Below are 26080 nucleotides of genomic sequence, written 5' to 3' on the forward strand. Positions count from 1 at the left end.
TAAGAGACAGGCCATCCATCGCCCCCGTGCCGCCCAAGTCGTACGGCAGCAGCTCGGCCCGCTTGGCCGGCCGCCCGTCGCCGGAGCTGCGGCCGGTGAGCCGGCGGCCGATCCACGGCAGCAGATGCTGCCGGGCGAAGCTGACGTCCGCCGTACGCCGGGCCACCCACTTCAGCGGGACAGAGGGCGGCAGCGGCGCGCGCCAGTCGTCCTCCGGCTCATAGCCGAGCGCCTGCCAGACGGCCTCGGCCACCCGGCGGTGCCCCTCGCCGGTGAGGTGCAGCCGGTCCACGTCCCACATGCGCTGGTCCCCCAGGACCGGGGCGCCGTACAGGTCCACGACGACGGCGCCGTGCTGCGCCGCCAGCTCGTCCACGTACGAGAAGAGCTCCTCCATGCGCGGCCGGAAGCGCGCCTGAACGGGGCCCTGGCGGCCGGGGCTGCGCATCAGGACGAGCTGCTTGCAGGAGGGCGCGAGCTTCTCGACGGCTTCGGTGAGGCGGTCGCGCACCATGACCATGTCGCACTTGGGCCGCAGTGTGTCGTTCAGGCCGCCGACCAGGGTCACGACATCGGCGCGCATCGCCGCGGCGACATCGACCTGCTCGTCGACGATCTGGCGGATCAGCTTGCCGCGCACGGCGAGATTGGCGTACCGGAACCCGGGCTCGACCTGTGCCATGCGCATGGCGAGGAGGTCGGCCCAGCCGCGGTAGCTGCCGTCGGGCAGGCGGTCCGACATTCCCTCGGTGAAGGAGTCGCCGACCGCGACAAGACTGGTGTACGTGGCATTCATCTGCATGGCGCGAGTGATGTTATCGCCTCGCTCCGGGACCTGCCGCGCCTGCCTGCGAACCCTGAGACGCAGGTCACACGCGTACCTGTCACACGCAGCCGGGCTGTCTCGTCACGTGGATGCAGGCATCACAACGAACCCGGGAGCACACGATGGAAGCTCGTCTGAACCCCATGGGCCACCAGGTCCCGATGAAGGCCCTGAAGCACATCATCGCGGCGGGCAAGGTCCTCGAGGAATCGACGCTGCCGCGGGCCACGCAGGAGCTGGTGAAGATCCGCGCCAGCCAGATCAACGGCTGCTCGGGCTGCCTCGACATGCACCTCAAGGAGGCGGCCGCCGCGGGCGAGACGCTGATCCGGCTGAACCTCGTCGCCGCCTGGCGCGAGGCCACCGTCTACACCGACGCCGAGCGCGCGGCCCTGGAACTGGCCGAGCAGGGCACCCGGATCGCGGACGCGGCCGGCGGTGTGAGCGACGAGGCGTGGGCCGACGCCGCCAAGTACTACGACGAGGAGCAGCTGTCGGCGCTGGTGATCGGCATCGCGATCATCAACACCTTCAACCGGCTCAACGTCATCACCCAGCAGCCCGCCGGCCACTACGTAGTCGGCCAGTACTGAACCGATGACGCGTGGGTGTGCTCATCCCAGGGCGAGCACACCCACGGTCTGGTCGCCGCTCGTCTCGCCGGTGAGCTCGAACCCGAGGCCGCGGTAGAAGCCCTCGGGCCCGTCCGGGCCCGGGTGCCATGTCACGTACAGGCTCTTCTCGCCCCGCCGGCGCAGCTCCTGGGCGACCGCCTCGACCGCGAACCGGCCGTATCCGCGGCCCTGTTCACCGTCCGCGATGTTCAGGCGCCACAGACCGGAGCGTATGTCCGTGCCGTTCGGGTCCTCGTCCCAGTGGATGTCGAGGAACAGCATCAGAAAGCCGACGGCCTTCTCCCCGTCCATGATCAGCCGGGGCCAGGCCGTCTCCTGATGCACATACGCCTCGGCCAGCGACTTCACCACGGGAGCGACCAGATGCTCCTGGTCGCCCCGTACGCGGATCGCGAGTGCGGTGTCGAGGGTGGCCGGTGTGATCTTTTCCAGGCGAAGCGTCATGCCCGAAACCCTATGGACAGGGTCAACCGATTTACGGGGCGGCAGCGGGCGGGCTCAGACCGGCTGTCCGAACAGCTCCCGCAGCACGTCCTCCATGGTCACCAGACCCGCGAGCCGTCCGTCCTCGCCGAGCACCGCCGCCACATGCGTACGGCTGCGGCGCATCGCGGTCAGCACGTCGTCCAGCGGTGTCGTCTCGCGCACCCGGGCGATCGCGCGCATGTCCCGCACCTGGAACGGCAGATCACGCGGCTGGACGTCGAGCGCGTCCTTGACGTGCAGATACCCGACGATCCTGCGCGCCTGGTCCACCACGGGAAAGCGGGAGAACCCGGACTCGGCCGACAACCGCTCCAACTGCTCCGGAGTCACTCCGAGCCGTGCGTAGGTGACCTGCTCCACCGGCAGCACGACATCGCGCACCGGGCGGTTGCCCAGCTCAAGAGCGTCGTGCAGACGCTCCGTCGCACGGTCGTCGATCAGACCCGCGTCACTGGAGTCCTTGACCATACGGGCCAGTTGATCGTCCGAGAAGCTCGCCTCGACCTCGTCCTTCGGCTCCACCCGCAGCAGCTTGAGCAGCGCGTTGGCGAAGGCGTTGATCGCGAAGATCACCGGACGCAGCGCCCGGGTGATCGCGACCAGCGGCGGGCCGAGCAGCAGCGCCGACTTCACGGGCTCGGCGAGCGCGATGTTCTTCGGGATCATCTCGCCGAGCAGCATGTGCAGATACGTGGCCACCGCGAGCGCGATGGTGAACGAGATCGGATGCACCAGACCGTGCGGCACCCCGATGGCGTCCATGCCCGGCTCCAGGAGATGGGCGATCGCGGGCTCGGCGACGATACCGAGCACCAGGGTGCACAGCGTGATGCCGAGCTGGGCCGCCGCCATCAGATACGACACATGCTCCAGGCCCCACATCACGCTGCGGGCCCGCCGGTCGCCCTGCTCGGCATGCGGCTCGATCTGGCTGCGGCGCACCGAGATCAGGGCGAACTCGGCGCCCACGAAGAAGGCGTTGACGACCAGGGTCGCCAGACCGATGAGGAGCTGTACGGCGATCATCGCTGCGCCTCCTCGGAGGTCTCGTGCAGGGGCGTGTGCATCAGGACGCGCGCGGCGCGGCGGCCGGTGGCGTCGACCACGTCGAGGCGCCAGCCGGCCACCTCGATGCTGTCGCCGACGACCGGGATGTGGCCGAGCTCGGTGGCCATCAGACCGGCGAGCGTCTCGTACGGGCCGTCCGGCGCATGCAGGCCGATCCTCTCCAGCTGGTCCATGCGGGCGGCGCCGTCCGCCGAGTACAGCGAGCGCCCCTCCTCGTCCTCGCCGGCCGGGGCCAGGTCGGTGGTCTCGTGCGGATCGTGCTCGTCGCGGACCTCGCCCACGACCTCCTCGACGATGTCCTCGAGGGTGGCCACTCCGGCCGTACCGCCGTACTCGTCGATGACGACGGCCATCGTGCGCTTGCCGGAGAGCCGGTCGAGCAGCCGGTCCACGGTCAGCGACTCCGGTACGAGCAGCGGCTCGCGCATCAGATGCGCGACCGACTGGCGGGGCCTGCGGTCGGCGGGCACGGCCAGGACGTCCTTGATGTGGACGACGCCGACCACCTGGTCGAGCGACTCGCGGTAGACCGGGAAGCGGGACAGGCCCGTCGCCCTGGTCGCCGAGGCGACGTCCTCCGCCGTGGCCTTCATGTCCAGGGCCATCACCTGCACGCGCGGGGTCATCACGTTCTCGGCCGTGAGGTCGGCGAGGTTCAGGGTGCGGACGAACAGTTCCGCGGTGTCCGCCTCGAGGGCGCCCTCCTTCGCGGAGTGCCGGGCCAGCGCGGCCAGCTCCTGCGGCCCGCGCGCGGAGGCCAGCTCCTCGGCGGGTTCCATGCCGAGGCGGCGTACGGAACGGTTCGCGGTGTTGTTGAGGTGGTTGATCAGCGGCTTGAACGCCAGGCTGAACCAGCGCTGCGCCGTCGCCACCCGCTTGGCCACCGCGAGCGGCGAGGAGATCGCCCAGTTCTTGGGCACCAGCTCGCCGATCACCATCAGGATCACGGTGGAGAACCCGGTGGCGAGCACCAGAGCCACACTGTCGGCGGCCGAGTGCGAGAGTCCCAGGTCGTCGAGGGGACCGGCGAGCAGCTTGCCGAGCGACGGCTTGGAGAGCATGCCGATGACCAGGCCGGTGACGGTGATGCCGAGCTGGGCGCCGGAGAGCTGGAAGGTGAGGGTGCGCACGGCCTTGAGGGCGCTGTCCGCGCCGCGCTCGCCCTCGGCGGCGGCACGCTCCAGGGAGGAACGTTCGACCGTGGTCAGCGAGAACTCGGCGGCGACGAAGACACCACAGGCCAACGTGAGCAGCAGCGCCACGAGGAGCAGAAGCACTTCGGTCATCGGGTCACCTCCGTCCCATGATCGGCCAGGGATACGGAGAGTGCGCGATGTCGGGTACTGGGAGGCTCGCCCATGGGCGGACGCTCACACCTTTCGTGTGGAGGGGTACAGCGGTGACGCTCCATATTAAAGGGATCGCAAAGGTAGGTGCTGGGGGCAACGAACAGAAGTCCGGAAACCCCGTGGTACCCCGACCCCGAGAGGTGAATCCCGACCGGCCCTGCGCTGCGAGGCGCGCTACGAGGCCGGCTCGGCGAGCGGCTTCACCCACCGCCGCCAGTGCTCCTCAGGGCGGTAGCCACCGGCCTCCCAGGCGCGCTGCCCCGTCTCGTTGCGCACCAGGACCATCGCGTCGGCCCGCCGGCCGCCGAGCGCCGCGAACCGCTCCTCGGCGGCCGTGAGCAGCGCCGCACCGATACCGCGCCGCCGGCGGTCCGGATGCACGGCGAGCCGGTACAGATGGCACCGCCAGCCGTCGAACCCGGCGATCACCGTGCCCACGAGGTCTCCGTCCAGCTCCGCGAGGATCAGCGCCCGCGGGTCCCGCTCGACGAGCCGCTCGACCCCCGCCCGGTCGTCGCTGATGCTCGTGCCCTCGGCGGCGGTCTTCCAGAAGGCGAGTACGGCGTCGAGGTCCTCGGGCCCGGCGGCCCGGATGCGCAGATCGGTCATGCGGGCATCCCATCACCGGCCCGCGCGCCCGGGCCAGGCAATTCCGCGATACGGACACACCGCGAGGCCCCTGCCCGGTCACCGCCCGCGCAGCGCCCGGATCACCGGAGCGAAGGCTTCCATATACGGTTCGAGCACGGTCAGATACGAGCAGCCGAACTGCTCGCGCTGCGCCAGGAGTTGACGGGCCACCTCGTCCAAGGTGCCCACGGCCAGGATCGGCAGCGCGAGCACCTGTGCCGGAGTCAGATGGGGGCTGCGCTCCGTCAGCGCCGCCACCGCTTCGGCCCGGTCCTCGGTGAGCTGCACCAGCTGCAGCAGCAGGTTCCGCTCCGCGGGCGGACCGCCCGCGGCCCGCTCGAACTCCTCGTAGCGCGCGATGCGGGCCCCGAACTCCTCGGCGCTCAGGGCGAGCAGCGTGCCCGGCGCCCCGGGTGCCGAGCGCGCCCCGGTGAAGGCCACGCTCGCGCCTTCCTCGGCGGCGAGCCGCAGGACCCGCTCACCGTTGCCGCCGATCAGCAGCGGCGGCCCGTCCTTCTGTGCCAGCTGCCCTTGCAGCGTCTCGTCGGCGTACAGGCGTCTCAACTCCCGTACGGTATGGGCGAGATGATCCACCCGCTCGCCGGGTGACCCCCAGGGCAGCCCGGCCGCCTCGTGTTCGGCCCGGACGTAGCCCGCGCCGAGCCCCACCTCCAGGCGGCCGCCGGTGAGACCGTCCGTGGTGGCGATCTCGCGGGCCAGCAGGGCGGGGTTCCAGAAGCCGGCGTTGAGCACGAAGGTGCCCAGGCGCGGCCGTTCGGTCGCCTCCGCCGCGGCCACAAGCGACGGGAACGGCGCCGGCATGCCGAGGTGGTCGGCGACGAGCAGCACGTCGTAACCGAGCTCCTCGGCACGGCGGCACTTCGCACGCCACTCGTCGGCGGGCGCGGGTGTCAGGAAGTTCACGCCGAAGCGGAACGGGCGGCTCATCGTCTCTCTCCCTCACCGTGCGATGTCGAGCCGGCCCTGCCCGTCGCCTGCCCCACCGGCCTACCCCGTCACCCGCCCTACCGGTCCTACCCCGTCACCCGCGCTATTCGTGCGCGATTGCCGTCAGCACATTCATCCGGGCCGCGCGCAGCGCGGGCAGCAGCGCCGCCGCGAGGCCCACCACGATCGAGCCGAGCACCACCGCGATCATGGTTCCCCAGGGAATCGCGAAGGCCGTCATCCCCTCCAGGGCGAGCACCTGCTGCACCGCCACGCCCCACACCAGGCCGAGCGCGATCCCGAGCAGCGCCCCGAACACCGAGATCACCACCGATTCGAGGCGGATCATCCAGCTCAACTGGCGCCGTGCCAGGCCGATCGCCCGCAGCAGACCGATCTCACGGGTCCGCTCGACGACCGACAGGGCAAGGGTGTTGATGACGCCGAGCACGGCGATGATGATCGCGAGGCCGAGCAGGGCGTAGACGAGATAGAGCATGACCGCGATCTGGCCCCGGATCAGTTCCTTGTAGTCGGCCTGGTCACGGACCTGCACCTGCGGATACGGGTCGAGCGCCGTCTCCAGGCCCTTGCGGAGCTCATCGGCATCGACACCGGAGCCCGCGTTGATGTACACCGCCGAATCCTGGCCGTCCGGCACGTACTTGTCGGCGGTCCCGAACCCGAGGAAGACCCCGCCCTGCGGGCCGAAGGTGCCACTGCCCGGCAGATCGGTCAGGGCCCCCACGGTCAGGGTCGCCTTCTTCTTGCCGGGGAACTCCACGGACAACTGGTCGCCGGCCTTCACGCCGTGCTCCGCCGCGAAGGCATGGTCCATGCCCAGGCTGTCGGCGGCGAGTGCGGCCTGCGTGTCGCCGGCCGTGTACTCGAGCTTCGCCACCTCGTCGAGGCGTGATTCGTACGCGGACGCCGTGGACTCCACCCGCTCGCCGTCCGGCAGCGTGAGCGCGATCGGGACGAACCGCTGCCGTACGACGAGAGCCGCGCCGTCCGCGCTCTTCGCGGCCTCGGTGACCTCGGTGGGGAACGGCATGAAGTTGCTGTTCTGCACGACGAAGTCGGCGCCGAGCGAGCGGTCGATCTGGTCGTCGAAGGACTTGGTCATCGAGGCACTGGCCACGGAAAGGCCGCCCACGAGCGCGAGCCCGACCATCAGCGCGGCCGCGGTGGCACCGGTACGGCGCGGATTGCGCAGCGCGTTGCGCTGGCTCATCCGCCCCACCGAACCGAACATCGCAGGGAACGCCCCGCCCAGAACCCGGATCACGGGCCGTACAAGCAGCGGACCGGCGATCACCGTCGCGATCAGCGTCAGGACCACACCGAGCCCGAGCAGCGAGCCCGCACCCGCGCTGTCCTTGGCCAGCGCACACCCGATCAGGGCGGCCGCACCGGCCGCGCCCACCACGGAGCCGACGATCGCGCGCACGGTCAACGGGCGGCCCAGGCCCATGACTTCGATGTCCGCGAGCGCCGCCATCGGGGAGACCCGGGCCGCCCGCCTGGCCGGCAGATACGCGGCGAGGAAGGTGACGCCGACCCCCACCGCGTACGAAAGGACGGGTGTTCCCCAGCCGATGACCATCTCGGTGGCCTTGAGGTTCATCCCGAGCAGGCCCATCAGCTCGATGAGCCCCGCGGCCAGGCCGATGCCGGTGGCCAGACCGAGCGTCGAGCCGACCAGGCCGAGCAGCAGCGCCTCGGTCATCACCGAACGGCGCACCTGGCGGCGGTCCGCGCCCAGCGCCCGCATCAGGCCGAGTTCACGGGTGCGCTGGGCGATCAGCATCGAGAACGTGTTGACGATCAGGAAGATGCCGACCAAGACCGCGATCCCCGCGAAGCCGAGCATCACGTACTTGATGACGTCGAGGAAGCCGCCCAGTTCGGACGCGGCGGACTCGGCCTGCTCGTCCGCGGTCTGCAGTTCGTACGTGGTACCGAGCGCGGCCGCGAGGTTCTTCTTGAGCTGCTCGTCGGTGACTCCGGAGGCCGCGTCGACGGCGATGCCGGTGGCCTTCTCGGGGTCCCCGAGCAGTTCCTGCTGTGCGGTGGCGGTGTCCAGGAACACCAGCGCGGCACCGGGGTTGGTGGTGGTGAACGTGGCGATGCCGACGATCTCCACCTTGAACGAGCCGGGCCGCGCGAGCACCGTCAGGGTGTCGCCGATCTCGAGGTTCTTGCTGTCGGCGGTGTCCGCGTCGAGCAGCGCCTCGCCCGGACCCGCGGGCTCGCGGCCGTCGGTGAGTTCGACCGGGCTGCGGTCGGTGACATACCAGTTGGTGGCGATCGTGGGCGCGCCGGTGGTCGGTCCGACCGGCTCGTTCTCCGCGTCGACGACCGTGATGTTCTCCACGCCCACATCGAGGTGCGTCCCCTCGACCCCCTCCACCGAGCGGATCCGCTCGGCGAGTTCGGCGGGCACGGTGGGCACCAGGCCGGAGGGGATGCCCTCGTCGATGTCCTCCTTGGCCGTGATGGTGACATCGGCCGAGGTCGACGCGAAGAGCCGGTCGAAGGTACGGGTCACCGTGTCGGAGAAGATCAGGCTGCCCGCGACGAACGCCACGGACAGGATCACCGCGAGCGCCGAGAGGAACAGACGGCCCTTGTGGGCGAAGAAACTGCGCAGCGTGGCCTTCAGCACGGCTGCCTCAGTCCTTGCGCAGCGGGTCGGCCGACTTCGCGTCGGGTTCTGGGGACTGTGCGTCGGGTACTGCCGACTGTTTGTCGGACTCTGCCGACTTCGCGTCGGGCTTTTCGGAGCGCGCGGAAGGCACCGCGCCGAGCGAGTCGAAGCGCTTCATCCGCTCGAGGACGGCCTCCGCCGTCGGCTGCTCCATCTCGTCCACGATCCGTCCGTCGCCGAGGAAGAGCACCAGATCCGAGTGCGCCGCGGCGCCCGGGTCGTGCGTGACCATGACGACGGTCTGGTCGAGCTCGTCGACGGCCTCGCGCAGGAAGCCGAGCACTTCGAGCCCGGCACGCGAGTCCAGGTTCCCCGTCGGCTCGTCCGCGAAGATCAGCTCGGGCCGTGAGGCAAGCGCCCGCGCACAGGCCACCCGCTGCTGCTGCCCGCCGGACAACTGTGCCGGCCGGTGTTTGAGCCGGTCCCGAAGCCCAAGGGTGTCGATCACGCGCTCCAGCCACTCGGCATCGGGTTTGCGTCCGGCGATGTCCATCGGCAGCGTGATGTTCTCGAGGGCGTTGAGGGTCGGCAGCAGATTGAACGCCTGGAACATGAAACCGATCCGGTCCCGGCGCAGCCGTGTCAGCTCCCGCTCCCGCAGCCCGGTGATCTCGGTGTCGCCGAGCCACACCTGCCCTGCGGACACGGAGTCGAGACCGGCCAGACAGTGCATCAGGGTCGACTTGCCCGAGCCCGAGGGCCCCATCACGGCCGTGAACCGGCCGCGCGCGATATCGACGTCGACCGCGTCGAGCGCGAGCACGGTCGTCTCGCCCGAGCCGTACGCCTTGGTCAGCCCACGGGCCCGGGCCGCGATGCGGGCCGGTTCCGCGAGGTCGGTGAGATGTGCTGCTGACGGTGTGGACAAGGCCGCCTCCCGGGCTCCAGTCCGTCCCAACTCGCGTACGAACGCCGAGAGTAGCCGTGTTCGACGGATGCGCGGTATCCCTCCGAAGTCGGGGGTCGACGACCCATGTAAGGGCCACGGGAATCCCCCGCGCAGGAGGGCGTGATTCCGCCCCGGATCCCTCTTGCCGCCGCTAGCGCTTCGGCGCTAGCTTGAAAGCATGCCGAAGACTCAGCTCAACGTCCGCGTGGACGAGGAGACCGCGAAGGCCGCCCGTGAGCGCGCCCTCGCCCGGGGGATGAGCGTCAACCGCTACATCGAGGAACTCGTGCGCCAGGACGCGGGCGAGGCGGGACGCACCTTCGTGGACTCGGCCGCCGACTTCATGAAGAGTTACGAATCCGTCTTCACCGAGGAGTTCGGTCCGGAGCGCACCCGGCCTTGACGCTCAAGATAGATCTCGCCTGGCTGCTGATGATCGCCGAGCAGAAGACCCCCGGCGATCCCCAAGTCACCGACTGGGGCTCCCTCGTGGCCGCGGTCTGCCGCCATGAGGCGGAGATATTCGGCGTCCCGGTCTACGACGACCCCCACCAGCGCGCCGCCGCCCTCCTCCAGCAACTCCTGCACATCCCGGCCCTGGAGCGCTCCAACGCGATGTTCGCCTGCGCCGTCGCGTACGCCTACCTCGTCGCGAGCGGCCTGAAGGTGATCATCTCCGCCGAACAGGTCCGCGACCTGGCCCGGCTGGTCAAGTCCGGGGAGGCGGGGATCCACCAGATCGCGAACGAGCTGCGGGGATGGAGCGGCTAGAGCCGGCCCCGTGGATCAGGCCTTGGGGCGTACGCGGTAGGCGGCACCCCCACCGTCGCCGTGAAGTCCCGTACGAGATGGGCCTGGTCCGTGTAGCCGAGCTCGGCGGCGAGTGCGGCCCAGTCCACGGCCGACTCCGACGCGGCGCGTTCCAGGGCCTCGTGGATGCGGTAGCGGAGGATGACCCACTTGGGGCCGACCCCCACGTACTGCGCGAAGAGCCGCTGCAGCGTCCGCAGCGACATGCCCTCGGAGCGTGCCAGGGCGCCGGCGCGCAGGATCGTGCGGTCGGCGCGGATCCGGTCCACCAGCGCCATCGCGTGATCGGCCGCCGGGTCGGGGTGCGGACCGCACGCGACCAGGAACGCGTCCAGGGCCGCGACCCTCCCGTCGTCCCCGGCGGGTGAAAGCACCGAGTCGACCACATCCCCGGGAAGGTCACCGAAGACGTCCGCGAGCGGCAGTCGGCGCCCCGTCCACTGCGCTACGGGTGCGTCCGGAGCGAAGGGCCCGAAGCCGCCCGGCCGGAACTGCACCCCGCACACCCGCCCCGTGCCTTCCAGCTTCTGTGTGAACAGGTCGAGCCCGATGCCGGCCACCTCACCGAAGCCGCGGTCGTCGAAGCGCTGGAAGACGACATTCACCGAGGGGTGCGGGACGACATGCGAGGCGAACGGTTCCGGCAGATCCCAGTCGATCAGCCAGTAGTGCTCCAGATACGGACGCAGCTCGGGCTCGGCCGGCTCATGGCGGCGGAAACGTACCCGGGACAGCAGCTCGGCCGGGTCGAGGATGCCTCGGGTGTCCCTGCGCGGTCGTGCCATGGCCGGAAGTCTAGGTCGCGCGTGACGCCTTTCTACAAGAAGCGGACCAGGGCAGAGGCCTACGTTGGTCCCATGACCAAGCAGATCAGCGAACTGATGGCCGCCGCCGGTGACCGTGCGGCGGCCGTACTCGACGGAATCGAGGACGGACAGCTCGGCGCACCCACACCCTGCGCCGAGTACGACGTGCGCGCCCTCGTGAACCACCTTCTGCACGTGGTCGTGCAGTTCCAGGCGCTCGCCGCCGACCGGCCTGTCGACTTCTCCGAGACGCCGGACTATGTCGGCGAGGACCCGGAGTGGCGCAAGCGTTTCGCCGTGGAGGTCGGCCGCCTTGCGCAGGCCTGGGCGGCACCCGGGGCGCTGGAGGGCGCCACCGGCGCGCTGGGCATGCCCGCGCCGACCGTCGCGCGGATGGCGCTCGGCGACCTCGTCGTACATCCCTGGGACCTGGCGCGGGCCACGGGTCAGGAGTACGTGCCCGACCCCGAAACGGTGGACGATGTGGCCCCGACCTTCGCCGAACTGGCTCCCGGCGGACGGGAGATGGGCGTCTTCGGCCCGCCCGTCGACGTGCCCGGGCATGCCTCCCCGCTGGACGCCCTGCTCGGCATCATCGGCCGCGACCCGCAGTGGACACCGCGGTAGGCGAACGCCGCCGCGAGCCGCCTCAGTCGCTCCTGCGCGCGGTACCGATCACGCAGTACGAGGTCGGCAGGCGCAGCCTGGAGGGCGGAATCAGGAAGTCACGGGACGCGGCGATCTCGAACCCCGCGTCCCGCAGCGACGCGACCGGCTCGCGCGCCACGTGGCACCCGCCGAACAGGCGCGGCCACAGCGTCGCGTCGAGGCCCCGCTGGAACCCGACCATCGCCCGGCTCTTGGGCGCCCGCCCGTGCTCGAAGAAGCGCAGCTCACCGCCAGGACGCAGCACCCGGCGAGCTTCCGCGAGGGCGCGCGGCACATCCCGCACGCTGCACAGGACGAGCGAGAAGACCGCCGCGTCGAACGCCTCGCTCTTGACCGGCAGCGCCTCCGCGGCCCCCGGCACCACATCCACCGGCACCTCGGCCCGCAGCGCGGCCGTGGCCGCCAACTGCCGCAGATGGCGCTCCGGTTCGATCGCCACGACCTCGGAGACGGCCGAGGGGTAGTGGGCGAAGTTCAGGCCGTTGCCCGCACCGATTTCGATGACCCTGCCGGTGAGGCCGGCCAGGAGTTCCTTGCGGTGGGTCGCGATGAGTTTCTCGGCTGCGACGCTCTGCTTCTCGTAGAAGCGGGCGAAGATCGGGTGGTGGACCGCGTCCTTGGGCACTTGTCCGGAGCGTGACGGCATCTTGTCTCCTCGGCAGACTGGTGCGTTGGGACGATTCTCCCCCCGGGAATGCGGATTCCGCCCCTACGGGGTTCCGGCCCTACGAGATTCCGTCCGTACGAGATTCCCTCCGTACGAGGAGTCAGCCCGCCGGCCGCTACCCGCTGACGAAACAGAACTCGTTGCCCTCCGGGTCCTCGAGCACCTGGAAGGCCCCGTACTCGTCGGTCACCACGCCGCCGACGCGGCGCGCGCCGAGCGCTTCCGCCTCGGCGGTCGCGGCGGCGACGTCGCCCGCATTGGCGTCGAGGTGCAGCCGGTTCTTCACCGTCTTCTTCTCGGGCACGCCCTGGAAGGCGATCCGGATGAACCCGGGCACATCGATGTACGACCAGTCCGATGAGCGGTCCACGGGCTCCGCGTCGAGCAGCGCGGCCCAGAAGCGGACCAGTCGGGCGGGGTCGTGGCAGTCGAAGACGATTTCCTCGATACGTGCGCGCATGGACGCAAGACTAGAGGTTCAGCCTTCCCGGACCCCGCCCAGACGCGGCGCGAGCCAGGTCGCCGCGCGCGCACGGAACACGGACGGTGCGAGGGCACCCGCACCCTCCGGCACCGCGCCGAGCAGCGGCGCCTCGGCGACCAACGGCAGATCGGTCAGGTTGCAGCGCTCCGCGAGTCCCGGCGCGTCCGGCATGCTGCCGACCACCACGCCCTCCTGGGTCAGGCCGCGGGCCCGCAGCGCCTCGCCGGTCAGGGCCGTCGAGTTGAGGGTGCCGAGCCCGGCCGGGGCGACCACCAGGACGGGGGCGTCGAGGAGCCGGGCCGCGTCGGCGAGGGTGCTGCCCGCGTCGTCGAAGCGGACGAGCAGACCGCCGGCGCCCTCGACGAGCACGAGGTCGTGTGCGGCGGCCAGTTTCGCCGCGGCCTCGGCCACCTCGGCGGGCGTCACCGGAGCCATTCCCGCGCGCCGGGCCGCGGTCGCGGGCGCCAACGGCTCGGGGTAGCGGGCGAGTTCGAGTCCGGTGACCGGACCCGCAAGGCGCGCCACCTCGGCGACATCGCCCGGCTCGCCGGGCGCGACCCCGGTCTGCGCGGGCTTCAGCACAGCCACCGAACGTCCGGCGGCCAGCGCCACCGCGGCGAGCGCCGCCGTGGTGATGGTCTTGCCGATCTCCGTTCCGGTGCCCGTGACGATCAGAACCGGCATCTCAGGCCTCCTGCGCCGCCGCGACCACCGCGCGGCAGATCCGGGCGATGTCCGTATCGCCGGTGACGTACGGCGGCATCGTGTAGATCAGGTCGCGGAAGGGCCGCAGCCACACCCCTTCACGGACCGCGGCCCGCGTCGCAGCTCCCATGTCCACGTCATGATCCACCTGTACGACGCCGATCGCGCCGAGCACCCGTACGTCCACCACACCGGGCAGCCCGGCCGCCGGAGCGAGGCCCTCGCGCAGCCCGTACTCGATCCGCTTGATCTCGGCCCGCCAGTCCTGGCCGAGCAGCAGCTCGATCGAGGCACAGGCCACCGACGCGGCCAGCGGATTGCCCATGAAGGTCGGGCCGTGCGCGAGCACCGGCACCTCGCCGCGCGAGATGCCCTCGGCGACCCGCGCCGTGCACAGCGTCGCGGCCATCGTGAGATAGCCGCCGGTCAGCGCCTTGCCCACAGACAGCACATCCGGTGTGACACCCGCGTGAGAGGCCGCGAACAGCTCGCCCGTACGACCGAAGCCGGTGGCGATCTCGTCGAACACGAGCAGCACGTCGTGCGCGTCGCAGGCCTCGCGCAGCACCCGCAGATACGCGGGGGAGTGGAAGCGCATCCCGCCCGCGCCCTGCACCACCGGCTCCACGATCACCGCGGCCGTCTCGGCGGCGTGAGCGGCGATCGTGTCGCGCAGCACCTGGGCGTACGCCTCGTCGAACTCGGCCGGGGGAGCGGGCGCGAACACCTGACGGGGCAGCGCGCCCGACCACAGTTCGTGCATCCCGCCCTCGGGGTCGCATACCGACATCGGATGCCAGGTGTCCCCGTGATAGCCGCCGCGCCAGGTGATCAGGCGCTGCTTCCCGGGCCGGCCGAGCGAGCGCCAGTACTGCAGGCACATCTTCTGCGCGACCTCGACCGACACCGAACCGGAGTCGGCGAGGAAGACATGCTCGAGGCCCTCGGGCGTGATGTCGACGAGCAGCTTGCTGAGGCGTACGGCGGGCTCGTGGGTGAGACCGCCGAACATCACATGGCTCATGCGGTCGAGCTGCCCGCGCGCGGCCTCGTTGAGCACCGGGTGGTTGTAGCCGTGGATGGCCGACCACCAGGACGACATCCCGTCGACCAGCTCCTCACCGCCGGCCAGCTTCAGGCGCACCCCGTTCGCGGACTCGACGACCAGGGGTTCCTGGCGGCCGGGCATCGGACCGTAGGGGTGCCAGACGTGCCGGCGGTCGAGGTCGAGGAGCTCCGCCTGCGACAATCCGGACAGGTCAGGCATTGGGTGCGAGATCCGTTCCGGCGCCGCGGCGGCGCACCGACACCAGGTCCGTACGGGCTTCGGGGACGGCGGGGGCCTCGGGCTCGGGTTCGGAGGATCCGCAGGGTCCGCAGCCGCCACCGTGAGAACCGCATCCGGGGGCGTCCTGCGCCGTGTGCGACCCGCACCCCGCCACCACATCGGCCCGGTGCTCGGGCAGGGTCGTCGTCCCCGCGCCCTCCACCTCGAAGCCCGCGTCCGCGATCATGTCCAGGTCGGCCTGCCCGGCCTGGCCCTCGCTGGTCAAGTAGTCGCCCAGGAAGATGGAGTTGACCAGGTGCAGGGCGAGCGGCTGCATCGTGCGCAGATGGACCTCGCGGCCGCCCGCGAGCCGCACCTCGACGTCCGGGCAGACGAACCGCACCATCGCGAGGATCCGCAGCGCGCGCTGCGGCGTGAGGTTCCACTCCTTGGCGAGCGGGGTGCCCTCGAAGGGGATCAGGAAGTTCACCGGCACCGAGTCGGGGTCGAGCTCGCGCAGCGCGAAGACCACGTCGACGAGGTCCTCGTCGCTCTCGCCCATGCCCGCGATCAGACCCGAACAGGCCGACAGGCCCGCGGCCTGCGCCTGCTGCACGGTGTCCACCCGGTCCGCGTACGTGTGGGTCGTGGTGATCTCGCCGTACGTGCCCTCGGACGTGTTGAGGTTGTGGTTGTACGCGTCCGCGCCGGCGTCGCGCAGCCGGTCGGCCTGACCTTCGGAGAGCAGCCCGAGACAGGCGCACACCTCGACGCCCTCGTTCTGCTCCTTGATGGCCTCGATGGTCTTGGACACCCGGTCCACATCGCGGTCGGTGGGACCGCGCCCGCTCGCCACCAGACAGACCCGCTTGGCACCGCCCGCGACCCCGGCCGCGGCGGCCTTGGAGGCGTCCTCCGGCTTCAGCCAGGTGTACTTGAGGATCTCGGCCTTGGAGCCGAGCCGCTGCGAACAGTACGAGCAGTCCTCGGGGCACAGACCGGACTTCAGATTGACGAGGTAGTTGAGCTTCACCCGGCGCCCGAACCACTGACGGCGCACCTTGCCCGCGGCGGCGACCACGTCGAGCAGGTCGTCATCGGAGGTGGCGAGCACGGCGAGTGCCTCTTCGCGGGTCGGCAGCTCGCGCCGAAGCCCCTTGTCCACGAGCGTGTTCAGCAGGTCCATGAGTGCAGATCCTCGCCTACGCGCCCGCCCCCGGCCAAGTAGGAACCGCACAACAGTGGCCCTCCCACGTGTGGGTATTGCCACACGCTGACCTCGGGGGAGTGCCGCTAGTGTCTGTGGACTGCCGACAAAGACGAGCGGCACTCTGCCGGGCACCCGCGGCGCACCGCGCCGAGCACCCGGCAAGCACGCTCCCGAGCACCCGAGGACAGCCGGATGGACACGCCAGCGCACCCGCATGGTGACCCCTTCGCCCGACTCGACGAGCAGGCCGAGGTACGCCGCGCCGCCGGACTCGTCCGCACCCTGCGCCCGCGCCCCGCCGACTCCCCGCTGCTCGACCTCGCGAGCAACGACTACCTGGGCCTGACCCGCCACCCCGAGATCGTCGAGGGCGCGGCGGCGGCCGCCCGCACCTGGGGAGCGGGCGCCACGGGTTCCCGGCTCGTGACGGGCACGACCGAACTGCACGCGGAACTGGAGCGCGAGCTCGCCGAGTTCTGCGGCTTCGAGGCAGCCCTGGTGCTGTCCTCCGGGTACGCGGCCAACCTCGCCGCCGTCACCGCGCTCGCCCCGCACGGCACGTTGATCGTCTCGGACGCCGGCAACCACGCCTCCCTGATCGACGGCTGCCGGCTCGCCCGCGGCACCACCGCCGTCGCCGCGCACAACGACCCCGAAGCGGTACGCAAGGCACTCGGCACCCATGACGGTCCCGCCCTCGCGGTCACCGACTCGGTGTTCTCGGTCGACGGCGACCGGGCCCCACTGGCCGAACTCGCTTCCGTATGCCGGGAGTCCGGAGCCGGACTGCTCCTCGACGACGCGCACGGGCTGGGGGTGCTCGGCGACGCGGGCCAAGGAGCCGCGTACGCGGCGGGGCTCGCCGGCGCGCCCGACGTGGTGGCCACGGTGACCCTCTCCAAGTCGCTCGGCAGCCAGGGCGGCGCCGTCCTCGGACCGGCCAGGGTCATCGACCACCTGGTGAACACCGCCCGCACCTTCATCTTCGACACGGGCCTCGCACCGGCCGCGGCCGGCGGCGCTCTCGCGGCGCTGCGGCTGCTGCGCCGCGAGCCCGCACGGGCGGCGCGCGCCCGCGAGGTCGCCACCGCACTGCACACGGGACTCACCAATGCGGGCCTCGAGACCGTACGTCCGGACGCGGCGGTGGTCTCCGTACGTGCCCCTTCGCCGGACGAGGCGGTCGCCTGGGCGGCCGACTGCCGGGCCGCGGGTCTCGTCGTCGGCTGCTTCCGCCCGCCCTCGGTCCCGGACGGCATCTCACGGCTCCGGCTCACCGCCCGCGCCGACCTCACGGACGCCCAGATCGCAGACGCGGTACGGACGATCGTCCGTACCGCGCCGTGATGCTGTTCGGTTGTCCCCTGTCTTAGAACTCCTCGCCTCGGACGGCGTCGAGGAAGGCGTTCCAGGCGGCGGGTGCGAAGAGCAACGCGGGTCCTGCCGTGTCCTTGGAATCACGGACGGCCAGCAGACCCGACAGCGAGCCCGTACGGAGCGGCGCTGTCTCCACGCAGTTGTTCATCCCGGTGCTGCGGCTGCTGCGCCGCCACCGGACTTGGTGCTCGACTCTGTTCAGGGCGGTACTGGAGAGAACGTTCCGAGGCAGTGCAGTCATCGTGCCTCCTTACGTGCCCTCACCGATCCCGGTGAGGTATTCCAGGCTGTCCTCGGTCGAAAGGGCCTGTTCCTGAAGGGAGTTGAAGGCTTCGGTGTAGGCCTTCAGGTCTTCTTTCCGCTCCAGATAGAGGCTACTCGTCAAATGGTCGAGAACAACCACATCCAGATCAGCAATGTTCGGGAAGGAAAAAATCAGAAAGGGTCCGGTGAGGCCGACGTGGCCACCCGCGGCAAAGGGGAGCACCTGGAGTGACACATGGGGCAGCCGTGCCACTTCCGCCAGACGGCGCAACTGGCGCCCCATGACGCCGTATCCGCCCACCGGTCTGCGCAGCACCGCCTCGTCGATCACGGCGCTCAGCTCCAGCGGCGGCTCACCGCGCAGCACGTCCTGGCGCGCGAGGCGCACCTGCACCAGCTCGTCGACCTGCCCCTCCGGCAGCCCGTCGAGCGCGGCCCGGGTCACCGCGCGGGCGTACTCGGGCGTCTGGAGGAGCCCGGGCACGACAGCGGTCTCCAACGTGCGCACCCGGCAGGCCTGCGACTCGAGCGAGATGAAATCGCGGTACTCGGGCGGCAGCAGGCCCTTGTACGCATGCCACCACTGGTGGCGCGCGGCTCCCTCGCCGTCCGCGCCCGCCAACGCCTCGAACAGGGCCCGCAGTTGGGGATCCCGTACGTCATAGGTATCGAGCAGTACACCCACATCCGCCGGCTTGGCATTGCTGGCACCGGTCTCTATTCGGCTCACCTTCGACTGGTGCCAGCCGACGAGCTGCGCCACCTCGCCACTGGTGAGTCCCGCACGGTCGCGCAGCGCACGCAACTCGGCACCGAGTTTGCGGCGCCGCACTGCCGGCCCGTACTTCATTCCCGGCTCCTTCCGGTCGGCGACGGGGGCGCACCGCCACGCACGACGGAGCCCTGAGGTCGATGGGTCAGTCTCGCTCCCAAATACGTTCTTCCGTAGCAGAGTTCACCGCTTCGAGCGACAGATATATGCATATCTTGGGGGATCGGCACGCGTTGGCGCTTTGGTAGTGGCAGTCTGGCGCGAAGCATCAGTCCGGGGCTCTCCGTGATTCAGGTGATTCGTTCATTCCGGCCAGACTTGCGCCGGGAGTTCGGCCCCGGTGGAAAGGGACAACGTCGCCATGGCAGATCACCAGGAAGCATCCGTCACGCTGCCGAGCGACCCCGCCTCGGTGTCCGCGGCGCGGAACTATGTGCTCCATGTGCTCTCGGAGTGGGGGCTGCCGGGCGACGCCGAAGTGGCCGACACCGTCCGCCTGATCGTCTCCGAACTGGCCACCAATGCCGTCCAGCACACCTTCGGCCAGTCGCCCACCTTCACGGTGGACGTGGAGCTGGAACGCGACGAGCAGCTGCGCATCGGGGTGACCGACAGCCACCCCCGCTTCCCCAAGCGGCTGCCCGCCGCGGTCCAGCAGGACAACGGGCGGGGCATGGTCATCATCCGCTGGCTCACGGCCGAGTGCGGCGGTCGCCTGTCGGTCAACGCGACGGCGGAGGGCGGCAAGACGGTGTGGATCGAGCTGCCGTGGACCGTGCCGGTGCAGAGCTGAGCGGCTCTGCCCGCCAGGACGTACGGAAGAAGCAGGTCAGGACGTACGGGGAGTGACCAGGCCGGACTCGTAGGCGAGGACCACGAGTTGGGCGCGGTCCCGGGCGTGGAGCTTGGTCATGGCCCGGTTGATATGCGTCTTCGCAGTCAGCGGGCTGATCACCATGTGGGCGGCGATCTCGTCATTGGAAAGTCCCTGCGCGGCCAGCGCGACCGCCTCCCGCTCGCGTCCGGTCAGCTCGTCGAGGCCGCCACCGACCGCCGCGGGCAGCGGCTGGGTGACGAAGCGTTGGATCAGCTTGCGGGTGATGGTGGGCGCGAGCAGCGCGTCACCACGGGCCGCCACCCGTACCGAATGCAGCAGGTCCTCCGGCAGGATGTCCTTGACCAGGAATCCGGCGGCGCCCGCACGCAGCCCGTCGAGCACGTACTCGTCCATGCCGTAGTTGGTCAGGATCACCACATGCACCGCGGCGAGCGCCGGATCCGCGGCGATCCGCCGGGTGGCCTCGATCCCGTCGAGCACGGGCATCTGGATGTCGATCAGCACGACATCGGGCAGATGCCGCCGTACGAGCTCCAGGCCTTCCTGGCCGTCGGAGGCCTCGGCCACCACCTCGATGTCGTCCTCGAGCGCGAGCAGCGCGCGGAAACCGCTGCGGATCAACGGCTGGTCGTCGACGAGCAGCACTCGGATCGAGCTCATCACGCACGCTCCACGGGGAGTTCGGCCTGGACGGTGAAGCCGCGCTCGGCGCGCGGCTCGGCCCGCAGCCGGCCGCCCAGCGCGGTGATGCGTTCGCGCATTCCGAGAAGTCCGAGGCCGGGCTCGGGAGGTGTGTCGGGGTTCGCCTTGCCGTCGTCGTCGACCTGGATGACCAGGGCGCCGGGTCGGTGCTCGACGCGGACGGTGGCGGTGGACGCGGAGGCGTGCCGGACCACGTTGGTCAGCGCCTCCTGCACGATCCGGTACGCGGTACGGCCGACCGCCGCGGGCAGGTCACCGCGCTGTCCTTCGACCGTCAGCGTCACCTCGAGACCGCCGCGGCCGGCCCGCTCCACCAACTCCGCGATGTGGTCGATGCCCCGGGGCGGCGCGGTGTCGTCGTCGCGCAGCGCCTCCAAGGTGGCCCGCAGCTCCCGGGTCGCCTCGCGGCCGGCCTCCTGGATGGCGAGCAGCGCCTCGGACACCTCCTCGCCGCGTCGCCGCGCCACATGCACGGCGACCTCGGACTGGATCTTGATGATCGAGATCTGATGGGTGAGCGAGTCGTGCAACTCCCGCGCGATATGCAGCCGTTCCTCGTCCGCACGCCGTTGCGCGGCCTCCTCGCGGCTGCGCTCCGCCTCCTCGGCACGCCGCTCCGCCTGCCGCAGCGCCTCACCCGCGGCGAACGCGGCGATCAGCCAGGCCGCTTCGAGCGTGCCGCGGGCCTGGGCGAGCGCCTCACGCGCGGGCCCGTCGTGGAAGGCGAGCGCCGACAGATGCAATACGAGGATCAGTGAGACCGACCCGATGACCGTGACCAGGTGGTGGCCGGCCCGCACCGCGCAGTACACCGCGACGAGATAGGCGACGGACAGGACGTCGAACCCGGCGGCCTGATAGCCGACCGCGCACAGGCCGGTGACGGCCAGCGTCACGAGCGGCGCCCGCCGGCGCGCGACCAGTGCGAGACCGCCGGCCGCGAGCAGTGCGTAGCCGAGGAGACCCGCGCCTCCGTCGGGGGCGGGGCCTGCCAGACCCGTGCCCACCAGGAGAGCCGCCACGGCGACGGCGACCAGCCAGTCCATGGCACCCGAGGGGACACGCAGACGTCCAGTGTCCATGCGCGCACCCTAGCCCGGCGCGCCCGGCTGCCGAGTCGTGCCCGTGAAGGAGCGGACGGCTACCACGAACGCGGTATCCCCGGCGGATCTGCCACCTGCGCGGTAGCCGGATGCACCGCGGGCAGCAGCGCGAAGTGTCTGCGTCTGCGGGACGACCGGGAGCGGGCCGAGCGGGACTCTCGAAGCACACCACCCCGGCGGTCGAGCCGGAGACGAAGGAGGAGTCATGAACGCAACGCAGACCCTGATCGCGGCGGCCGACGGCGGAGTCATCGGTGACGGTCGCACCGGCGCCAACCTGGCACTCGGAGTAGGCCTGTTGGGCGTGGCGCTGGGCTGGTTTGCCCTGTCCCGCTTCGGCGGCCGCATCCGCTTCGGCAACGTACGGACCGCCGCCGTCTCCGCGATCGCCGTGGGGCTGGCCGGAACGTTCCTCGCCGTGCTGCACCTCGCCACCTCCGACGGCGGCCCCGGCACGGGCAACGGGCAGGTCGGCGCGATCGTGGCCATCCCGCTGGGTCTCGTCGCCATGGCCTTCGGCGGACGGGTCCTGACCCGCACCCGCGGTGGTGCCCAGGCCCGTCGGTGACGCCGATGCGACGCGATCGAGGCCGTGCTCCGCCCACCGGGCGGAGCACGGCCTCGTCGTGCGAGCCGCTGCCCCGACCGCAAGTGCCGCTCCCTCAGTGCATCTCACGCCGCCCCGGTCCGCCCGAACGCCCCCCGCAGCAGCGCCCGAAGCGTCCCTGCGGCCGCATCCTTCTCCTCCGCGCGGTACACCACCGAGATGGTCCGCCTGAGCGTCGACGGTTCAAGTCGCCGTACACCCACGGGAGTCGACGCCATCCGCGCCACCATCTCCGGCACGACCGCCACCCCGAGCCCCGCACTGGCCAGGGCGCAGACGACGGCGTACTCGGGGGTCTCCATCACCACCGAGGGCACCGCCCCGGCCGCCGCCAACGCCGCTTCCACACCACGCCGCCTGGGATGATCCGGCGCCATGGAGATCAGCGGCTGCCCGGTGAGCCCGGCGAGCGGCAACCGGTCCGCCCCGGCCACGAGCACATGCCCCGGCGCCGTCACGAGGACCAGCTCCTCGACGAGCAGCACCTCCGCCCGTACGGAACGCGGCAACGGCTCCGGATCGGCGGGCTCATAGGTGTGGGTCAGGGCCAGGTCCACCTCGCCGTCCGCCACCGCCGCCACCCCGGCCGGGGGTTCGTACTGCGCGACGGCCAGCTCCACATCGGGATGCGCCCGCCGGAACGCACTGAGCGCCGGCGGCAGCAGATGGATCCCCGCCGTGGGAAAGGTCCCGATCCGCAGTCGCCCGCCGGACAGTCCGGACAGCTGCGCCAGTTCGTGCCGCGCCCGGTCCAGCTCGTCGAGCACCCGTCGCGCCCGCGCGACCAGGAGCTCACCGGCGGCCGTCAGACGTGCGCCGCGGTGATGCCGTACGAGCAGCGTGGTGCCCGCCTCCCGCTCCAGTTTGGCGAGCTGCTGGGAGAGCGCGGGCGCGGTGTAACCGAGGCGCTGAGCGGCCCGGGTGATCGAGCCCGCCTCCGATACGGCGACGAGGGCGGCCAGGCGGGTGGGGTCGTACATGGGGCCAGCCTAAAGCAGTGCTTAAGGCAGACCTTGAAGATTGCAAGTACCTGCTGAAGGCTGAACAGCGGCAGGCTGAACGTCATGGATGCCACGCTGCTCGCCTTCACCCTGCTCGCCGCGGGCCTGGTCGCCCTGCCCGGAGCGGACTTCGCCGTGGTCGTACGCGGCGCTCTCGCCTCCCGCAGAGCCGGGCTCGCCTGTGCCTTCGGAATCGCCGCAGGGCTGCTGCTGCACACGGTGCTCGCGGTGGCGGGTGTCGCGGCGGTCCTCGCGACCCTGCCGACGCTCTTCCGTGCCCTGCAGCTGGTCGGCGCCGCCTACGTGCTTTATCTGGGCATCCAGGCCCTGAACTCGCTGCGCCGCCCCCGCTCCGACTCCTCGGGCGAGACGGTCACGTCTCCCGGGCTCACCGCCGCGTCGGCCCTGCGTCAGGGGTTTCTCACCAACGCCCTCAACCCGAAGGCGTCGATCACCTTCCTGAGCATCCTGCCGCAGTTCGTCCCCGACCAGGGCTCCGCGCTGCCGCGCACCCTGCTGCTCGCGACGATCGTGGTGGTCCTGGCGCTGCTCTGGTTCCCGCTGGTCGCGCTGCTCGTCGACCGGCTGGGCCGGTTCCTGCGCCGGCCGCGGGCCGCGCGCGCCGTCGAGGCCGCCACCGGGATCGCCCTGACGGCGCTCGGACTCGGGCTGCTCATCGCGCCGTTGGCCGCCTGACGGCCTGCCTCCCGTATACCGGGAGGCAGGCCTCACGTACTCAACTCGGCCAGGCGGGGCAGCTGTTCAGCGCACCCGCCCGTACCACACGCTCCTGGTCCAGATCTTCTCCAGACGCACCTTCGAACCGGGCTTCGGGGAGTGCCAGATACGGCCCTTCCCGGCGTATATGCCGACGTGGTAGACATTCCGGCCCGAGTGGAAGAACACCAGATCGCCGTGTGTGCGCTGGCTCGCCCGGATGTGCCGGGTCTTGTTGTACTGGGCCGCTGCCGTACGCGGCAGCTTCTTGCCCGCGCGCTTGTACGAGTAGAGCGTCAGCCCGGAGCAGTCGAAGCGGCGTGGTCCCGTGGCTCCGTACTTGTACGGCGACCCCTTCTTGGACGCGGCGATCTGTACGGCCTTGGTGGCCGCTGTCGCGGCCTCGGACTCGCTTGCTGCTCCTGGTACGAGAACGGTGCCGCCGACAACCGCGAGCGTGAGCGCCGAAGCGCTCCCGGCCCGCGTGATCAGAGACGGAACACGATGACGCGCAGTCATGCGCAACCCTTCGTCAGCCGCCTGTGAAGGATGACCTGTCGGATTCGGGCCAACGAAGATGCCCGGCCGCCTTCCCGTCACGGCTCGACTGCCGCGCCGGTCCGGCGACTTCACCCCAAGGGGCCGTGGTCCTGTCGTGGCGACAGGTCCCGATACCCCGTACTGCCTGGGTCCTCCACTCCTGCCGAACCACCGATGTCGACCTGGCATCCGGGCGGCGGCAGGACTCAGCGTCCGCCCGGACCGCCCCGCCGCTGCGGCGGGGGCTTGTCGTCGGAAGGGATCTTCACGCACCGCACGGTCGATTTCCGAGTAGAAACGGCTGTTTGTGAGGCTCCTCACGGCTGACCCGTTCGGGTGGACAAGGGTTGGTTACGCGCAGAGATCGGCGCCCCGACGACGCTCGTACCAGCGGCGGAATGAATCATTCCGGCTTGCGCGTACAGGTCTGGCGCAACATTTCTCGTACATGTGGCGTCGACCTGATTACGCCATCAGGGGGAGCGCGATTGGCCTAGCAGACGGCGCCCGCAGACGCCTCTCAACCCCCGCGAGCACGCATCCCTCAACTCGCGGAAGCAGGCGCCTCCTCAGTCCACGGAGGCGGGCGGCACCGAGACCCGTTCGCTGCGCCGCTCGCCGTCGAGCGTCCGCAGCGCCCGCGCGAGGGTCTCCGCATGCACCTCGTTCTCACCCCGGCGATGCATCGCGTCCAGCGCCTCGCGCAACTGCACCGCCTTCGCGACCAGGGCCTGGGCGGCGCGCAGACCGCTGTAGGTGTCGCGCCCGCGCGCGGGGTTGATCCGGCCGAGCAGATCGACGACTTCCAGATAGCGGTCGATCAACTCGCCCTCGGCGCGCGTCAAAGCGGGCAGCGGTGGCGGTTCGGGCGGCCACATCGAAGCCTCACCGGCCATCGGCGGCAAGGGACTTACGGCTCGGCACGATCCGGTCGACCAGTCCGTAGGCGAGAGCCTCGGACGCGTCGAGGACCTTGTCCCGCTCGATGCCGGCGGACACCTCGTCGCGGGACCGTCCGGTGTGCCGCGCGAGCATCTCCTCGAACAGGGCTCGCGTGCGCAGGAGTTCATGGGCCTTGATGGCCAGGTCGCTGGTCTGCCCCTCGACGGCCCCGGTGAACCGGGGCTGCTGCAACAGCACCCGCGCCCCGGGCAACGCCGCCCGCTTGCCCGGCGTACCGGCCGCGAGCAGCACGGCCGCCGACGACACGGCCTGCCCCAGGCAGACGGTCTCCACGTCACAGGAGACGAAGCGGATCGTGTCGTAGACGGCGCTCATCGCACTGAACGAGCCGCCGGGGGAGTTGATGTAGAGCGAGATGTCCCGGTCGGGCGCCGCGTGCTCCAGATACATGAACTGCGCCATCACGTCGTTGGCCGAGGTGTCGTCGATCGCCGTCCCGAGAAAGACGATCCGCTCCTCGAGCAACTTCGCGTAGGGGTCCTGAGTGCGCACCCCCTGACTGGTCCGCTCGGTGAACTCCGGCAGTACATAGCGGGCTGTCGGACTCTTCCGGTTCATGGCATGCCTCCGCTCAAGAGGTCGGCGCGGGAGGGCCACCCTCACGCCGTTCTGTAAAAAATGTACAGGACGTACGTGACGTTAGAATGGGGTCATGGCCTACGAGATTCCGGTGACGCAAGCCCGGGCAGAGCTCGCCGACCTCATCAACCGTGTGGTGTACGGGGGCGAGCGCGTCGTCGTCACCCGGCACGGCAAGCCGCTCGTCGCGCTGGTCTCGGCCGAGGATCTGGCGAAGCTGGAGGCGCTGTCGGCGTCCGAGGAGGAGCCGGTGGTCAGCTCGGTGTCACGTGTCGCGACCGCGGCACCGTCGACCGCGGCGGAGCAGCAGCGGTTCGGGATCGCCGCCGAGCATCGGGGGCACGGGGCTTCTTAGCGGTTCGCCCGGCAGATCCACCGCAGTTGGCGGTTCACCCGCCACATCCGCCGCAGCCACCACAGCTGCTGCCGCAGCTGTCACCGCCCCCGCCCCCGCAGCC

General features: G+C 70.7%; 31 protein-coding genes. 9 read left to right on the forward strand and 22 right to left on the reverse strand.

Translation table 11 applies throughout. The features are described 5' to 3' along the window. On the reverse strand, positions 1-802 hold an 802-nt coding region (locus G6045_RS23320; RefSeq protein ID WP_165334010.1), incomplete at its 3' end, for an SGNH/GDSL hydrolase family protein. A 146-nt stretch (positions 803-948) separates the two neighbouring features. Here G6045_RS23320 and G6045_RS23325 point away from each other — a divergent pair. Next, positions 949-1419 (forward strand): carboxymuconolactone decarboxylase family protein, encoded by a 471-nt coding sequence (locus tag G6045_RS23325; protein ID WP_165334011.1) that lies wholly within the window; start codon positions 949-951, stop codon positions 1417-1419. A gap of 21 nt (positions 1420-1440) precedes the next feature. On the opposite strand, the gene G6045_RS23330 is transcribed toward G6045_RS23325, so the two are convergent. From G6045_RS23330 to G6045_RS23360, 7 genes are all read right to left on the reverse strand, one after another. After that, positions 1441-1905: a GNAT family N-acetyltransferase gene (locus tag G6045_RS23330; protein ID WP_165334012.1), complete on the reverse strand. Its 465-nt coding sequence runs from the start codon at positions 1903-1905 to the stop codon at positions 1441-1443. A gap of 54 nt (positions 1906-1959) precedes the next feature. Further along, the gene (locus G6045_RS23335; RefSeq protein WP_165334013.1) at positions 1960-2973 is read right to left on the reverse strand and encodes a hemolysin family protein; all 1014 of its coding nucleotides are present in this window, start codon (positions 2971-2973) and stop codon (positions 1960-1962) included. Then, complete coding sequence (locus G6045_RS23340) at positions 2970-4301, reverse strand: hemolysin family protein (RefSeq protein WP_165334014.1); 1332 nt, start codon at positions 4299-4301, stop codon at positions 2970-2972. Before G6045_RS23340 ends, G6045_RS23335 begins: the two co-directional genes overlap by 4 nt. Positions 4302-4538: 237 nt before the next feature. Continuing rightward, entirely contained in the window at positions 4539-4973 is a 435-nt protein-coding gene (locus G6045_RS23345) for a GNAT family N-acetyltransferase (protein WP_165334015.1), read from the reverse strand. A gap of 78 nt (positions 4974-5051) precedes the next feature. Beyond that, complete coding sequence (locus G6045_RS23350; protein WP_165334016.1) at positions 5052-5942, reverse strand: TIGR03621 family F420-dependent LLM class oxidoreductase; 891 nt, start codon at positions 5940-5942, stop codon at positions 5052-5054. Positions 5943-6045: 103 nt separating this feature from the next. Beyond that, entirely contained in the window at positions 6046-8610 is a 2565-nt protein-coding gene (locus G6045_RS23355; RefSeq protein WP_165334017.1) for an ABC transporter permease, read from the reverse strand. A 7-nt stretch (positions 8611-8617) separates the two neighbouring features. After that, positions 8618-9520, reverse strand: a complete 903-nt coding sequence (locus G6045_RS23360; RefSeq protein ID WP_235968211.1) for an ABC transporter ATP-binding protein — start codon at positions 9518-9520, stop codon at positions 8618-8620. 199 nt (positions 9521-9719) lie between these two features. Between G6045_RS23360 and G6045_RS23365 the strand changes: the two genes are divergently transcribed. Further along, entirely contained in the window at positions 9720-9944 is a 225-nt protein-coding gene (locus G6045_RS23365; RefSeq protein ID WP_165334018.1) for a toxin-antitoxin system HicB family antitoxin, read from the forward strand. A gap of 29 nt (positions 9945-9973) precedes the next feature. After that, on the forward strand, positions 9974-10312 hold the full coding sequence (locus tag G6045_RS23370) for a fic family toxin-antitoxin system, toxin component (RefSeq protein WP_206344088.1): 339 nt from the start codon (positions 9974-9976) through the stop codon (positions 10310-10312). Here the strand turns inward: G6045_RS23370 and G6045_RS23375 are convergent. Then, positions 10309-11136: an AraC family transcriptional regulator gene (locus tag G6045_RS23375; protein WP_165334020.1), complete on the reverse strand. Its 828-nt coding sequence runs from the start codon at positions 11134-11136 to the stop codon at positions 10309-10311. The genes G6045_RS23370 and G6045_RS23375 overlap by 4 nt on opposite strands. Before the next feature lie 72 nt (positions 11137-11208). On the opposite strand from G6045_RS23375, the gene G6045_RS23380 reads away from it, so the two are divergent. Beyond that, positions 11209-11784: a TIGR03086 family metal-binding protein gene (locus G6045_RS23380; protein ID WP_165334021.1), complete on the forward strand. Its 576-nt coding sequence runs from the start codon at positions 11209-11211 to the stop codon at positions 11782-11784. A gap of 22 nt (positions 11785-11806) precedes the next feature. Here the strand turns inward: G6045_RS23380 and G6045_RS23385 are convergent, their stop codons facing one another. From G6045_RS23385 to bioB, 5 genes are all read right to left on the reverse strand, one after another. Beyond that, entirely contained in the window at positions 11807-12472 is a 666-nt protein-coding gene (locus G6045_RS23385) for a class I SAM-dependent methyltransferase (protein ID WP_165334022.1), read from the reverse strand. A 136-nt stretch (positions 12473-12608) separates the two neighbouring features. Next, a complete protein-coding gene (locus G6045_RS23390; RefSeq protein ID WP_165334023.1) occupies positions 12609-12953 on the reverse strand; it encodes a VOC family protein in 345 nt (114 codons plus the stop codon). Positions 12954-12971: 18 nt separating this feature from the next. Then, positions 12972-13661, reverse strand: coding sequence for a dethiobiotin synthase (bioD, locus tag G6045_RS23395; protein ID WP_165334024.1), 690 nt, complete (start codon positions 13659-13661; stop codon positions 12972-12974). Between the two features lies 1 nt (position 13662). Then, entirely contained in the window at positions 13663-14949 is a 1287-nt protein-coding gene (locus G6045_RS23400) for an adenosylmethionine--8-amino-7-oxononanoate transaminase (RefSeq protein WP_165334025.1), read from the reverse strand. After that, positions 14942-16135, reverse strand: coding sequence for a biotin synthase BioB (gene bioB, locus G6045_RS23405; RefSeq protein WP_165334026.1), 1194 nt, complete (start codon positions 16133-16135; stop codon positions 14942-14944). Before bioB ends, G6045_RS23400 begins: the two co-directional genes overlap by 8 nt. Before the next feature lie 216 nt (positions 16136-16351). On the opposite strand from bioB, the gene G6045_RS23410 reads away from it, so the two are divergent. Next, positions 16352-17506: an 8-amino-7-oxononanoate synthase gene (locus G6045_RS23410; RefSeq protein WP_165334027.1), complete on the forward strand. Its 1155-nt coding sequence runs from the start codon at positions 16352-16354 to the stop codon at positions 17504-17506. Between the two features lie 22 nt (positions 17507-17528). Here G6045_RS23410 and G6045_RS23415 read toward each other — a convergent pair whose 3' ends face one another. Beyond that, on the reverse strand, positions 17529-17777 hold the full coding sequence (locus G6045_RS23415) for a DUF397 domain-containing protein (RefSeq protein ID WP_165334028.1): 249 nt from the start codon (positions 17775-17777) through the stop codon (positions 17529-17531). 9 nt (positions 17778-17786) lie between these two features. After that, on the reverse strand, positions 17787-18650 hold the full coding sequence (locus tag G6045_RS23420; protein WP_165334029.1) for a helix-turn-helix domain-containing protein: 864 nt from the start codon (positions 18648-18650) through the stop codon (positions 17787-17789). A gap of 283 nt (positions 18651-18933) precedes the next feature. Between G6045_RS23420 and G6045_RS23425 the strand changes: the two genes are divergently transcribed. Beyond that, on the forward strand, positions 18934-19365 hold the full coding sequence (locus G6045_RS23425) for an ATP-binding protein (protein WP_165334030.1): 432 nt from the start codon (positions 18934-18936) through the stop codon (positions 19363-19365). A gap of 36 nt (positions 19366-19401) precedes the next feature. Here G6045_RS23425 and G6045_RS23430 read toward each other — a convergent pair whose 3' ends face one another. Together G6045_RS23430 and G6045_RS23435 are read right to left on the reverse strand one after the other, a co-directional pair. Continuing rightward, a complete protein-coding gene (locus G6045_RS23430) occupies positions 19402-20070 on the reverse strand; it encodes a response regulator (RefSeq protein ID WP_165334031.1) in 669 nt (222 codons plus the stop codon). Continuing rightward, positions 20070-21194 (reverse strand): sensor histidine kinase, encoded by a 1125-nt coding sequence (locus G6045_RS23435; protein ID WP_165334032.1) that lies wholly within the window; start codon positions 21192-21194, stop codon positions 20070-20072. The genes G6045_RS23430 and G6045_RS23435 overlap by 1 nt, the downstream gene beginning before the upstream one ends. A gap of 226 nt (positions 21195-21420) precedes the next feature. Between G6045_RS23435 and G6045_RS23440 the strand changes: the two genes are divergently transcribed. Then, positions 21421-21783: a DUF6223 family protein gene (locus G6045_RS23440; RefSeq protein WP_165334033.1), complete on the forward strand. Its 363-nt coding sequence runs from the start codon at positions 21421-21423 to the stop codon at positions 21781-21783. A gap of 104 nt (positions 21784-21887) precedes the next feature. Here the strand turns inward: G6045_RS23440 and G6045_RS23445 are convergent, their stop codons facing one another. Continuing rightward, positions 21888-22802, reverse strand: coding sequence for a LysR family transcriptional regulator (locus G6045_RS23445; protein ID WP_165334034.1), 915 nt, complete (start codon positions 22800-22802; stop codon positions 21888-21890). An 84-nt stretch (positions 22803-22886) separates the two neighbouring features. Here G6045_RS23445 and G6045_RS23450 point away from each other — a divergent pair, with 84 nt between their 5' ends. After that, entirely contained in the window at positions 22887-23519 is a 633-nt protein-coding gene (locus G6045_RS23450) for a LysE family translocator (protein WP_165334035.1), read from the forward strand. A gap of 66 nt (positions 23520-23585) precedes the next feature. Here the strand turns inward: G6045_RS23450 and G6045_RS23455 are convergent, their stop codons facing one another. From G6045_RS23455 to G6045_RS23465, 3 genes are all read right to left on the reverse strand, one after another. Next, a complete protein-coding gene (locus G6045_RS23455) occupies positions 23586-24059 on the reverse strand; it encodes a C40 family peptidase (protein WP_165334036.1) in 474 nt (157 codons plus the stop codon). 590 nt (positions 24060-24649) lie between these two features. Continuing rightward, complete coding sequence (locus G6045_RS23460; protein ID WP_165334039.1) at positions 24650-24958, reverse strand: hypothetical protein; 309 nt, start codon at positions 24956-24958, stop codon at positions 24650-24652. 7 nt (positions 24959-24965) lie between these two features. Continuing rightward, positions 24966-25601, reverse strand: a complete 636-nt coding sequence (locus G6045_RS23465) for an ATP-dependent Clp protease proteolytic subunit (protein ID WP_165334037.1) — start codon at positions 25599-25601, stop codon at positions 24966-24968. Positions 25602-25695: 94 nt separating this feature from the next. Between G6045_RS23465 and G6045_RS23470 the strand changes: the two genes are divergently transcribed. Beyond that, complete coding sequence (locus G6045_RS23470) at positions 25696-25977, forward strand: type II toxin-antitoxin system Phd/YefM family antitoxin (protein WP_165334038.1); 282 nt, start codon at positions 25696-25698, stop codon at positions 25975-25977. Positions 25978-26080 lie beyond the last annotated feature (103 nt).

The organism is Streptomyces mesophilus (genome assembly GCF_011044995.1).
Classification (GTDB): domain Bacteria; phylum Actinomycetota; class Actinomycetes; order Streptomycetales; family Streptomycetaceae; genus Streptomyces; species Streptomyces mesophilus.